Source organism: Bacteroides sp. D55t1_190419_B8 (assembly GCF_015558905.1).
GTDB classification, from domain to species: Bacteria; Bacteroidota; Bacteroidia; order Bacteroidales; family Bacteroidaceae; genus Bacteroides; species Bacteroides vicugnae.
Genome location: NZ_JADMOU010000026.1, coordinates 1 through 12,668, shown reverse-complemented (window position 1 = coordinate 12,668; position 12,668 = coordinate 1). Strand labels below are relative to the sequence as shown.

Below are 12,668 nucleotides of genomic sequence, written 5' to 3'. Positions count from 1 at the left end.
TATGAAAGGTATAGTTCTCGCAGGCGGTAGTGGTACAAGATTGTATCCTATCACCAAAGGTATCAGCAAGCAGCTCATGCCTATTTACGACAAGCCAATGGTGTATTATCCTATAAGCGTTCTGATGTTGGCTGGTATCAGAGAAATACTCATTATCAGTACCCTATACGATCTCCCTGGGTTCAAGCGTCTTTTGGGTGATGGTTCGGATTATGGAGTAGAGTTCACTTATGCCGAGCAGCCATCACCAGACGGTCTTGCACAGGCATTCACCATTGGTAAGGACTTCATTGGTGATGATTCCGCTTGTCTTATTCTTGGCGATAACATCTTCCAGGGTGCCGGCTTCACCAAGATACTGAGGGAAGCTGTACGTACTGCTGACGAGGAGAAGAAAGCCACCGTCTTCGGATATTGGGTCAACGATCCTGAGCGCTATGGTGTAGCTGAGTTCGACCGTGAAGGTAACTGTCTCTCTATTGAAGAAAAACCTGCAAAGCCAAAGTCAAATTATGCAGTCGTTGGTCTTTACTTCTATCCAAACAAGGTTGTGGAAGTGGCTGCTAACATCAAGCCTTCCGCTCGTGGAGAGTACGAAATCACTACCGTAAATCAGAAGTTCCTTGAAGATGGAGAACTCAAAGTTCAGACTCTTGGGCGTGGATTCGCTTGGTTGGATACTGGTACACACGATTCGCTCTCTGAGGCATCAACATACATTGAGGTGCTGGAGAAACGTCAAGGCTTGAAGGTCGCATGTCTTGAGGGTATCGCATATCGCCAAGGCTGGATTACCGAGGAACGTATGCGTGAGCTTGCAAAGCCTATGCTCAAGAACCAGTATGGTCAGTACCTGCTAAAGGTTATTGCTGAGATGAAGGAAACTGGTAATCCTAATCTCGACTAAATAAGGATAACTGGCTGCACAGGTGGACAAGTATGTTTCCGTTCAATACGGACAGCCAGTACTAATAACAAAAATATATAATACAATGGATGTAATTAAAACCGAAATAGATGGTGTAGTCATCATCGAACCTAAGATATTTGGTGATGCTCGCGGATACTTCTTTGAGAGCTTTAGCCAACGTGAATTTGAAGAGAAGGTTCGCAAGATCAACTTTGTACAGGATAATGAGAGTATGTCCTCTTATGGTGTAATGAGAGGGCTGCACTTCCAGCGACCTCCCTTCACTCAGAGCAAGCTCGTTCGTTGCGTGAAGGGTACAGTACTCGATGTTGCAGTTGATATTCGCAAGGGCTCGCCTACATACGGTCAGCATGTAGCAGTAGAACTCACAGAAGACAATCATCGCCAGTTCTTTGTGCCAAGAGGATTTGCTCATGGCTTTGCTGTACTCTCAGAGACTGCAATCTTCCAGTACAAGTGCGATAACTTCTATGCACCTCAGGCAGATGGTGGCATCTCGATTAAGGATGAGAGCTTTGGCATAGATTGGAAGATTCCTGCAGACAAAGCGTTGTTGAGCGAAAAGGATACTCTCCATGAGTGCTTGAAAGATTTCGATTCGCCTTTCTCTATTGATATGAACCTTTATTCTGAATTTTAGTGCAAACCAAATGCAATAAACTCGTTTAATTGCTGAGGTGCAGCCTAAAATCGAAGAATTCAAATTGAATTATTAATATGAGCATACTTGTAGCAGGTGCCAACGGACAACTTGTAGTGGATCATGCTCGCGTTATCGATACCATCTTTCACAATGGAACAATAGCCGAGACTTACAATATTGGTGGCTTCAATGAGCGGAAGAATATCGATATCATCAAGACCGTTATCGCTATTGTAGATCATCTTCTTGGCCGCCCTGAGGGTGTAGACCTGGATTTGATTACATACGTAACAGACCGACTCGGTCATGATGCACGTTATGACATCGACTCGACTAAGTTGCAGAAGGAACTTGGCTGGGAGCCATCTTTACAGTTTGAGGAGGGAGTTGAGAAAACAGTAAAGTGGTACTTGGAGAATGAAGCTTGGATGGATAATATCACATCAGGGGAGTACGAAAAGTATTATGAATCAATGTATAGCAACAAGTAATGAAGATACTCTTAGTTGGCTCCTTTGAACATCCCATGTATGCTCCAGCTTTTGAGTCTGGTTTCAAAGCTTTGGGGCATGAGGTGGTTACCGTAAAATATGATGATTATCTTTATGGTAGCGGTACAATCAATACGTTACTTACAAGAGTTCAGAATCGCATTCACATAGGTTATAGGCTATCTGCATATAACAATGATATTATAAAAAAAGCAGAAGCCTTAAAAGCAGATTTTGTATTCCTGTATCGTTGCTATCGCATTTGGCCATCTACCGTTAAGAAGTTGAAAAAGAAAGGGTTCTTTGTGTTTACATACAACAACGATGATCCTTTCAGTGGCACGCCTAATCTGGGCTTTTATAGAAACTTTCATAGAATTCTAAGACTTACGGATGTTAATTATGTCTATCGCAAAAAAAACATAGCAGACTATGAATCTGTAGGTGCAAAGAATATAAAAGTATTACTTCCATATTACATTGAGAAGAATAATTTCCGTGAGGATTGTGAAGACACAATACCTGTAGCCTTCCTGGGACATTTCGAAAATGATGGTCGTGATAAATATATAAAAGCTTTAGTTGATGCCAATATACCAGTTACGGTATTTAATGGTTCTGAGTGGGAGGATGCACCCCTTTACGAAGATATTAAGGCCTGTGTAAAACCGGGAAAAAGAGGCAAAGAATACAATCACACTATTAATGAATGTCTGATAACAATTGTTTTCCTATCAAAGCTGAATAGCGATACATATACTCGTAGATGTTTTGAGATACCTGCTACCCAAACACTCATGCTTTCAGAATATACTGATGATTTGAATGAAATGTACCCTTCAGATGAATGTGCAGTATATTTTAGAAATGAGGATGAGATTGTAAAGAAGTGTAAGTGGTTGCTTGAAAATCCTTCGGAGATTAAGCGAATAGCAGAGAAAGGATACAGGAGACTGAAAGAATTGGGCGGCTCAGAAATAGATCGTTGCCGACAAATAGTAGAAACTTATAAAGAATTAAAATAATGGAAGAAAAACTCTTTTCCATCTGCATCCCAAGTTATAACAGGCCTGCAGAAATATGTCGTTTGCTCAATAGCATTGACACAACTCATGTAGATGAGGTTGAGATTGTAATTTGTGAAGATAAATCCCCTAAACGAGAAGAAATACGCAAACAGGTTCTTGATTTCAAGTCAAAGACACAATATGAGGTTAACTATATCGAAAATGAGGAAAATTGTGGTTATGACAAGAATCTCCGTAACCTTATTCGTGCAGCAAAGGGCCACTTTATCATGTTCATGGGTGATGATGACCTGTTTATGCCAGATGCTTTTGATAAGTTCTTTGATTTCGCAAAAGAACATTCTGATTGTGGATATATCCTGAGATCATATCGCAATAATTTTGCGAACGGAGATCATGAGGATTTTAGGTACTACTCAGAGGATCGGGTCTTTCCACCTTGTAAAGAAACCTATATAGATTTATTTGGTAAGAGTGTATTTGTTTCTGGGTTTACAATTCGCAGAGACTGTGCTTTAGAGTTTGAAAGCGAAAAATTTGATAGTTCTCTTCTTTATCAAATGTATTTGTTGGCAGAAACATGCTATAAATATCCTGCTGCATATTCTCGTGTAATTATCACCCAGGCTATAGAGGGCGGTACGCCATTTTTTGGAAGTAGTGAAAGTGAGAAGGCGATATACACACCTGGCACAATAACGATTGACAACTCCATTAATTTTATGGCTTGGTATATCAAGCTGCAAGATTATATTGCCAAAGAACATAATGACGATTCCAATAAGATTTTAATGCTAAATCAATCTAAGTATTCATATCCAGTTCTTGAAATCCAGAGGAATAAAGGAATAAAAGTGTTTAGAGAGTATGCGCGAAGACTAAAAGAAATGGGCTATGCTCAGTCTTTCTATTTTTATATATACTACTACGCCTTGATAGTTTTGGGTGCAAAGAATTGTAGATTTATTATCAAAACATTAAAACATATCATTGGACATAGACCTCAGTTATAGAATATGCCAAAAATACTTCAAATAAATTCAGGTATTACTCGTTCTACAGGCTCCATTGCTCAAGCTATAGGTGAACAGGTATTGGCGTGTGGTTGGGATAGTTGGATTATGTATTCAGCACGCAATCCTGAGTCTCCTTGTAAATCCCAATACTATCGAATAGGTTCACCATTAGTCAGCAAGATTCATGCTGTATTAACACGCCTTTTTGATATGCATGGATTAGGTTCATATTTTTCAACCCGAAATTTAATCAAGAAGATCAAAGAGCTAGATCCTGATATTATTCATTTGCACAACATACATGGATATTACATTAATTATTCATTGCTATTTACATACCTAAGTAGAGCAAACATACCCGTTGTATGGACGTTACACGATTGCTGGTCTATGACAGGTCATTGTTCTCATTTTGATGCAATTGGGTGTATGAAATGGAAAAAGGGTTGCTCAAAATGTGCTTTGAAGACAGATTATCCAAGTTCTGTTCTATTTGATAATTCAAGATGTAATTGGAACCAAAAAAATAAGATTTTTAACTCTGTTCCTAATCTCACAATAGTACCTGTTTCGACTTGGGTTGAGAGTGTAGTGAAAGAATCATATCTCAAGAAATACCCTACACATGTAATCCATAATGGTATCGATTTAGATATCTTTAAAATATCTGAGAATAGTATTGTGAGAGACCGTCATAACATAGGGAATCGTACTATCGTTCTTGGAGTTGCAACAGGTTGGTTCGAAGGTGGTGGCCTTAGACGGTTTAATGAGTTTATGAAACTCAGTTCAATATTGGACGATAACTATAGAATTATATTGATAGGTTTGGAGGAATCTCAGCTTCAAGGATTACCGAATAATGTAATAGGTCTTCAAAGAACTGCTAATCAACAAGAACTTGCGGAATACTACTCTGCTGCTGATGTGTTTATTAATCCTACATATCAAGATTCTCTTCCAACAGTTAATATGGAGGCCTTGGCTTGTGGAACTCCTGTGATTACTTATAGAACAGGTGGATCCCCTGAAATATTGGACAAGGAAACCGGTTGGGTTACTGATAAAGGTAATGTAGAAGCCTTGGCTTTCTATGTACAAGATGTTCGTAAACAATCGAATAAAGAAAAGGTTGCTCAAAAAAATGCATGTCGCAAGAGAGCTGTATTGTATTTTAATAAGTACGACCGTTTTCATGATTATGTAAACTTATATAAACAGATCTTACATTTGTAATATGCTAGATATGACAGTAATTATCCTCACGAAAAATGAGGAGACAAACATCGAGAGATGTATCAACTCTGTAAAGGGTTGGGTAGAAAGAATAGTAGTAGTCGATAGCGGCAGCACGGATAGAACCGTGGAACTTGCCGAGAATTTGGGCGCAGAGATATATCATCACGAACCTTTTGTAGATTATGCAAAACAGTTCAATTGGGCTATTGACAATACCGATATCAAAACCAATTGGGTGTTCCGTTTTGATGCTGATGAGTGCGTAACTCCAGAGTTGAAGCAGGAGATTCTGACCGAGTGTGAGAAGCATAAGGATGATGATGTATCAGGTATGATGATGCGCTTCAAGATTTTCTTCCTGGGCAAGTTTCTGAAACATGGAGGTGCTTATCCTTTCCTGAAGATAACTATCTTCAAGTATGGCAAAGGAAGATTTGAGGATCGTTCAATGGGCGAGCACATCGTGTTGAGCGAAGGTCGCTGTATTGACCTGAAAAAAGATTGTGAGCATTATGACTTTAAAAGTCTGAACGCCTTCATTGATAAGCACAATTGGTATGCAACCCGAGAGGTGGCTGACTATTTTGCTGTCAGGAGCGGACGAGAAAATGCTGTATTAGATGGCGAGCCCGAAAAAGCGAAGAAGCTTCGAGATGGCTTATATTATCGACTCCCAAAATATTTTAGAGCTAAAATGTACTATTGGTACAAGTTTTACATTAAGTTGGGTTTCCTCGACGGTGAAGCAGGACATGTTTGGGCATTCCTTCAAGCATACTTCTACCGTTTCGTTGTTGATGCAAAGATTGCTGAACAGGAATTAATGAAAAATAAAAATTAATTTTGTTAGTTCTATGAATTTTCAGGAGTGTTGTGGAAAAATAGATAGTTACGTCGGAATTCAAACGTATTAATTAACAAAACCCTTAGTTTGGGCACTTTAAAAGTGATCAAACTAAGGGGGATGCCATTAATTGAATGCTTACAGGAGGGTGGATGGTATTAGGTGCTTACTCCTGTTTGTGAATAGAAAAAATTAAAAGGATATAAATAATGGGTAACATAACTCAACGGCTTTGGATAGTAACCGAACTTTTCCCACCAGATGAAACTTCCACGAGCTATATCCTTGGCGAGATTGCCAATGCGATGGTACAGAAGTACAATGTGGGAGTAATTTGTGGTCCTGAGATATATGACAAGCGAAAGAAGCTTGACGCAAACAATAAGTTTAAACTTCACGAGAGCATTGAGGTACATCGTGCGTTAGGATCTGATTTGGATAAGAATACCACCAAGGGTAAGGCTCTTTCTTTCATTTTAATGAGTCGAAGAATGATAGCTCTGGTATGCAAGTATGTATGTACTGGAGATAAGGTGCTGATGGTGACGAATCCGGCTCCTATGATTCCATTAATGGCGAGACTAAAGAAAAAAAAAGGATTTGAACTGAACATCCTTGTACATGATGTATTTCCTGAAAATACTCGTCCCGCTGGCTTGAAACTACCCATGTACAGTCTGTTCAAATATATCTTTGATAAGGCTTATACGAAAGCCGATCAGCTGATTGTTCTTGGGCGTGATATGGCAAATGTGCTAGAGCAGAAGGTTGGTAAATGGGAAAATCCTAAGGTTACTATTATAGAAAATTGGGCAGATATCGGCAATATCAAACCACAGCCATTTCCGGAAGGTAAGATAATTCTTGAATATGCCGGTAACATTGGGCGTGTACAAGGATTGGACAAGGTGATGGATATGTTACCAGAGGATGTGGAGTTGCATTTTTATGGTACGGGAGCGATGGAGAAAAAACTCAAGGAGAGAAAGCGGAAAAATGTTTTTTTTCATGGTCCTTATTTCCGTTCTCAGCAGAATGAGGTATTGGCTGCTTGTGATATTGCTCTCGTAACTCTTCAGGAGGGTATGTACGGTTTGGGTGTTCCAAGTAAGACTTACAACATTCTGGCATCAGGTCGTCCTATTTTATTCTTTGGACCTAAAGGTAGTGAGATAGATTTGCTGATTCGTGAGGAAGGTATTGGCTATTGTGGATGGCCTGAAAAATGGGACAGAACAACCTTGATTGAAATGGGCCGAAAGGCAAGAGTTCTGGCTGAGAGTGAGTATTCTGAAAGTGTAATTTTGGATAAATTCTTGAAAGCTATATAATGGATAAATTATTGTTTACCGGTGGTACGGGTTTTCTTGGCAAGAATATCCGTCCGATATTGGACAAAATGTATGAGGTGACTACTTGCGGTATTACTCCTGATGATATGATTAAAACGAATCTGGCAAAGGAGGTTCCTCGACTGGAGCAACATTATGGTGTGGTATTGCATGCTTGTGGTAAGGCTCATGTCGTGCCTAATACTGAAGCAGAGAAACAGGCTTTTTTTGATGTGAACTATATCGGTACAGTTCATTTATGTAATGCACTTGAGAAGGTGGGTCCCCCTAAGGCTCTGGTTTTTATCAGTACTGTGGCTGTATATGGCTGTGAGTCTGGTGAGTTGATCACCGAAGAGCATCCGCTGGAAGGGGATACTCCATATGCTAAAAGTAAGATTTTAGCTGAGGAGTATCTGACTAAATGGTGTGGAATGCATAATGTAGTTCTCGGAATTCTTCGTCCTTCACTTCTTGCTGGCAAGGATGCTCCGGGTAATCTTGGTACTATGGTAAATGGTGTGAAGAAGGGATTTTACATGAATATTGCCGGAGGTAAGGTAATGAAGAGTATCTTGATGGCAGAAGATATTGCTCGTATCATGCCTGCTTTGGTTAAGAAAGGAGGCGTTTATAATGTGTGTGATACATTCCAACCGACTTTTGGTCAGATTAGCAAGTCGATAGCAGAGCAACTAGGCAAGAGTAAGCCTATCTGTATTCCAATGTGGATGGCCAAGTGTATGGCTTGGGCCGGTGATTTTTTAGGGACAAGAGCTCCTATCAACAGCTATAAATTAGAAAAGATGACCAAGAACCTCACTTTCAGTAATGAGAAAGCACGTAAGGAATTGGGTTGGGAACCGTTGGATGTATTAACGAATTATAAAATTTGAAGCGGAAGAAGAAACGAATTATTAGGTCTTATTTACTGTGTGTTACATAGAGATTTTTGAAAACTATGATTTTTTGAATATGCACATGAGTTATAAATAGAGATAAGATCATTCCGGATATATTCAGACAAAACTAATTCATATGAACTATATTATTATTTTTATTCTGCTTCTCATAGCAGAACTCTTCTATTTCCATATTGCGGATAAGTTTAACATCATCGACAAACCCAACGAACGCTCATCACACTCTACGATTGTATTGCGTGGTGGAGGTATAATTTTCTTAATTGGCATATGGATTTGGAGTGCATTCTTTGGATTTCAATATCCCTGGTTTTTGGCAGGCTTGACACTTGTAGCCGGCATTAGCTTTGTAGATGATATTCATTCATTGCCGGACTCTGTAAGATTAATAGCCCAGTTTGCAGCTGCCGCAATGGCATTCTATCAACTCGGCATATTGCATTGGTCAATGTGGTGGATAATATTACTGGCGCTAATCGTCTATGTCGGTGCCACGAATGTGATAAACTTCATGGATGGAATCAATGGTATCACAGCAGGCTACTCTTTGGCTGTATTGATACCGTTGGCACTGGTGAATATAAATGGTGTTTTTGTAGAACAGAGTTTGATCATATCAACGATTCTTGCTTCATTGGTGTTTTGTATTTTTAATTTCCGTCCGAAGGGTAAAGCGAAATGCTTTGCAGGGGATGTCGGCTCTATCGGTATTGCTTTTATTATACTGTTTTTGTTAGGTAATGTGATGATCAGGACAACGGATATTACTTGGCTGATATTCTTGTTAGTATATGGTGTGGATGGCTGTCTGACTATTGTACATCGTATTATGTTGCACGAGAACTTGGGCGAGGCACATCGTAAGCATGCTTATCAGATTATGGCTAATGAGTTGAAAGTGGGGCATGTAAAAGTTTCATTGCTGTATACGGTTATGCAGTTAGTGATTTCTCTTGGATTTATCTATCTTTGTCCCGATACGGTGTTTGCTCATTGGTTATATTTGGTGGGTGTATCAGCTGTATTGGCTATTGCTTACATATTGTTCATGAGAAAATACTATCATTTACATGAAGAATATCTCATATCATTGAAACAATAACGATTATGGAATTTAATAAGGAATTTTTAGACAAGCTATTTGAACAGGCCACAGAAAATCCTCGTTTGCGTCAGAACTTTGACCTACGCACTTCATCTGCCGATACCAGTCAACGTATGCTAAACGCATTGCTGCCAGAAACTAAAGTGCCCATTCATCGGCATGAAGATACTACCGAAACAGTAATCTGCCTGTGTGGCAGTTTGGACGAAGTAATTTATGAGGAAGTAGTTTCATATGAGAATGATACGAATGATTTTCAGAAGGGGATGAATGTGCAAGATGTAGTTCGTAAGGTGGAGTATCGAGAAGTACAGCGTATCCATCTCAATCCTACAGAAACCAAATATGGTTGTCAGATACCAAAGGGTGCATGGCATACTGTGGAAGTGATTGAACCATCTGTCATCTTTGAGGCTAAAGATGGAGCTTATGCTCGTTAGCGTCCAAAAATGCCGTATAGTATAACCGATAAAAAAGCTAGACCTTTGCTTTCGTTAAATCAAAATCCAAGTTTATGTATAGTTACAATGATTTTGAGCGTCTATTTTTGCGCTATAAATTGGAAGGTATCCCTGCTGGTGTTTCTATTGAGAAATTTTGTATGTCCAACCAAGTTCCTTATAACCTATTTGCCAAATGGTACACGGATACCCGCAAGAAGATAATTCCTGTTCAGGTTCTGGGTGCTCCCTCAACGGAGGCCGAAATGAAGGGAAGTCCTTCCCCAATCCCGGAACGAAAGCCGGAAGCGGATACTCTGCTTTCTTCGCATAGCGAACTTCGAATCTTGGTGGATATCCGTATGAGCAATGGTGTTCATATCAGTCAGAAAAATTTAAGCTACGCAGGTTTGAAAAGCTTAGTGGAGAAACTGGAGGGTTTATGTTGAATATTACAGGACTAAACCACTTTTTCTTTGTCCGTGATTTCCACGATATGCGCTGTAAATATGATAAGGTCCTATCCATCATCCATCAACAGTTGAACCGTGAACCGGAGGATGGTGATGTATTTATCGTGATGTCTAAAGATTTACGTTTGGTGCGTTTGTTCAGCTATGACCGACGGTCTTACAGTATGTTTGAGAAACGTTTCAGACCCGGCTACAAGTTTATGCAGGTAACCTATAATGGTGGTGAAAGTGTTTATTCAATCCATTGGCAGGATGTCATTCTCTTGTTAGAATCTCCTGTTATTAAAAAGTTGATAATCAAATAAATAACAAGAAAAAAGTATCGAAATTATTCTTTTATTTCATCGTTTTTTTGTATCTTTGAAGCAGCAAAGGTACTGAATATGAATGAGTTGGAAAGAATTAAACTGCTTTCTTCCGCACGGAAGTTGAAGGAACGGGAGGAGACTCCTGAACCTTTTGAAGACCCCTATTCAGATATGACCCCTGACGAAAAATCAAAAATGATAATCGCGCTGATGGCTTCCCGTGAGCGTGACGCTGAACGCATCCAACGGGACGAGGCCCGCATAGATGAACTGTTGTCCAAGGTTGATGAACTGTTGTCTTTGCAGAGATCGGCCATTGCAGCTGAAAAACAGCTGGACGATTATAAACAGATGAACATCAATCTGTTGTCTAAAATAACAGTTTTGGAAGAGCGTCTTAAAGTCCGTAATAAAAACCTTTATGATGGTAAGAGCCAAAAGGGAATCCGTAAAAAGAAGCGTGAGGTCGAAGAGGACCATACACGTGACAAGGATGATTTCGACGGCACTCCCCAATCCCTCGGCTCCTGCTTGCCACAATCTGGTGAGGCTCATGCGCAGGAAGAGGATTTTGAATCAAAATCAAAAGAAGCCCGTCTTTATCGTCAAGGACTTTCTTATCGCACTATGAGCGCTGACAATACGGTTTGTCATAATAGTGATATCCGCCAACTGCCGGCAGGTTCAAAAATCATCAAACGTTTCCGTAAATATGCCTATGAACAGGTAAGCAAGCTTGTCGAGCATGATTACGAGGTTATCCGCTATAAGACTTCGGACGGGAAAATTCATGAAGGCTATTTCCCTTTCAGTGGGCAGCCTGAAATCATTGACGTGGTTCCTGGAACGCACGCTTCCGGTTCTTTTCTGGCTTATCTTGCTTTCAACAAATATGTTCTGGATACCCCTCTTTATCGTGAAATGTACAGATTATCAGGTGAATCAATGCGTTTGAGCCGTATGAGTCTGACCAATTGGTTGGAGAAAGGCTCTACCCATTTCTGCGTTTTGATTGCTTATCTTAAGAATACTTGTTTGGAAAAGGATTCCATCGTGAACTGTGATGAGACCTGGTGCCGGGTAAAGCGTAAAGGCTGCTATAAGAAGAAATACATCTGGTGTCTGGTCAACAAACTGTCAAAAGTGGTTATCTATTGCTACGAGGATGGTTCCAGAGGACGTGATGCCTTGAAGCATATCTTGGGTGACAGCCAGGTGAAAGCTCTTCAGTCAGATGGCTACAATGTCTATCTGTATTTGGATGATCATATGGTCGATATAGAACATCTTTGTTGCATGGCCCATGCCCGTGCGAAGTTCAAGTATGCGTTGGATCAGGGTAATGATAAGGATGCGGCATTCATATTGGAATTGATCGGTGAGCTTTACAAGCTGGAACGCGAGTATGAAGAAGGGCAGTTGTCCCCCGAGCAGATAAAGCTTTGCCGGAATAACTTAAAGACCAAAGAAGTAATCATAAAGTTACGCAGTAAGCTTGACGTCTTGCTCAGTGACGGTCATCCGCCCCGCGGAGAGTTGATGGAGAAGGCAATAAATTATATGAATACTTTTTGGACTCAGCTGTTCGCCTACTTGAATGACGGCTCTTATTCCATCGACAATTCCATTGCCGAACGTTTTATCCGTCCCTTGGCCGGTGAGCGAAAGAACTCGTTATTCTTCGGAAGTGACAGGATGGCACACGTTTCAGCGGTATATCATACCATCATCTCAACCTGTAAGATGCAGGGTGTGTCTGTGCTTGATTATTTCAAGAGATTTTTCAGCGAAATTGTTAAAGGACGTAGGGATTATGAACATTTGTTACCCTTGACAATCGGACTGGAGTAATAACAAATATTAAAAATCAGTATCTTTTTTGACGTTATTTATGAG

Annotated in this window: 13 protein-coding genes and 1 pseudogene; all 14 read left to right on the top strand. The window is 40.0% G+C overall.

Going from position 1 to position 12,668, the window contains the following annotated elements; genetic code table 11:
* The first annotated feature begins 1 nt into the window (after position 1).
* The 14 genes and pseudogenes from rfbA to I2I13_RS18535 all read left to right on the top strand — a co-directional run bounded on the left by rfbA (position 2) and on the right by I2I13_RS18535 (position 12,623).
* Complete coding sequence (rfbA, locus tag I2I13_RS18600; RefSeq protein WP_195650194.1) at positions 2 to 907, top strand: glucose-1-phosphate thymidylyltransferase RfbA; 906 nt, start codon at positions 2 to 4, stop codon at positions 905 to 907.
* 85 nt (positions 908 to 992) lie between these two features.
* Positions 993 to 1,571, top strand: coding sequence for a dTDP-4-dehydrorhamnose 3,5-epimerase (gene rfbC, locus I2I13_RS18595; protein WP_195650193.1), 579 nt, complete (start codon positions 993 to 995; stop codon positions 1,569 to 1,571).
* A 113-nt stretch (positions 1,572 to 1,684) separates the two neighbouring features.
* A pseudogene (locus I2I13_RS18590) lies at positions 1,685 to 2,065 on the top strand (GDP-mannose 4,6-dehydratase); the annotation flags it as partial.
* Positions 2,065 to 3,090, top strand: coding sequence for a glycosyltransferase (locus I2I13_RS18585; protein ID WP_195650191.1), 1,026 nt, complete (start codon positions 2,065 to 2,067; stop codon positions 3,088 to 3,090). The pseudogene I2I13_RS18590 and the gene I2I13_RS18585, both read left to right, overlap by 1 nt.
* Positions 3,090 to 4,106, top strand: a complete 1,017-nt coding sequence (locus I2I13_RS18580; RefSeq protein WP_195650190.1) for a glycosyltransferase family 2 protein — start codon at positions 3,090 to 3,092, stop codon at positions 4,104 to 4,106. Before I2I13_RS18585 ends, I2I13_RS18580 begins: the two co-directional genes overlap by 1 nt.
* 3 nt (positions 4,107 to 4,109) lie before the next feature.
* Positions 4,110 to 5,345, top strand: coding sequence for a glycosyltransferase (locus tag I2I13_RS18575; protein ID WP_195650189.1), 1,236 nt, complete (start codon positions 4,110 to 4,112; stop codon positions 5,343 to 5,345).
* A 10-nt stretch (positions 5,346 to 5,355) separates the two neighbouring features.
* The gene (locus tag I2I13_RS18570) at positions 5,356 to 6,189 is read left to right on the top strand and encodes a glycosyltransferase family 2 protein (protein WP_229127499.1); all 834 of its coding nucleotides are present in this window, start codon (positions 5,356 to 5,358) and stop codon (positions 6,187 to 6,189) included.
* 212 nt (positions 6,190 to 6,401) lie between these two features.
* Entirely contained in the window at positions 6,402 to 7,523 is a 1,122-nt protein-coding gene (locus I2I13_RS18565) for a glycosyltransferase family 4 protein (protein WP_195650187.1), read from the top strand.
* Complete coding sequence (locus I2I13_RS18560; protein ID WP_195650186.1) at positions 7,523 to 8,419, top strand: NAD(P)-dependent oxidoreductase; 897 nt, start codon at positions 7,523 to 7,525, stop codon at positions 8,417 to 8,419. Before I2I13_RS18565 ends, I2I13_RS18560 begins: the two co-directional genes overlap by 1 nt.
* Positions 8,420 to 8,561: 142 nt before the next feature.
* Positions 8,562 to 9,548 (top strand): glycosyltransferase family 4 protein, encoded by a 987-nt coding sequence (locus tag I2I13_RS18555; protein WP_195650185.1) that lies wholly within the window; start codon positions 8,562 to 8,564, stop codon positions 9,546 to 9,548.
* Between the two features lie 5 nt (positions 9,549 to 9,553).
* Complete coding sequence (locus I2I13_RS18550; protein WP_195650184.1) at positions 9,554 to 9,991, top strand: WbuC family cupin fold metalloprotein; 438 nt, start codon at positions 9,554 to 9,556, stop codon at positions 9,989 to 9,991.
* 74 nt (positions 9,992 to 10,065) lie between these two features.
* Positions 10,066 to 10,440 carry a hypothetical protein gene (locus I2I13_RS18545; protein WP_195650183.1) on the top strand — a complete coding sequence of 125 codons (375 nt, stop codon included), beginning with the start codon at positions 10,066 to 10,068 and terminating at the stop codon, positions 10,438 to 10,440.
* Complete coding sequence (gene tnpB / locus I2I13_RS18540; RefSeq protein WP_008998566.1) at positions 10,434 to 10,769, top strand: IS66 family insertion sequence element accessory protein TnpB; 336 nt, start codon at positions 10,434 to 10,436, stop codon at positions 10,767 to 10,769. The genes I2I13_RS18545 and tnpB overlap by 7 nt, the downstream gene beginning before the upstream one ends.
* A gap of 78 nt (positions 10,770 to 10,847) precedes the next feature.
* Positions 10,848 to 12,623 (top strand): IS66 family transposase, encoded by a 1,776-nt coding sequence (locus I2I13_RS18535; RefSeq protein WP_195650182.1) that lies wholly within the window; start codon positions 10,848 to 10,850, stop codon positions 12,621 to 12,623.
* The last annotated feature ends 45 nt before the right edge of the window (positions 12,624 to 12,668 follow it).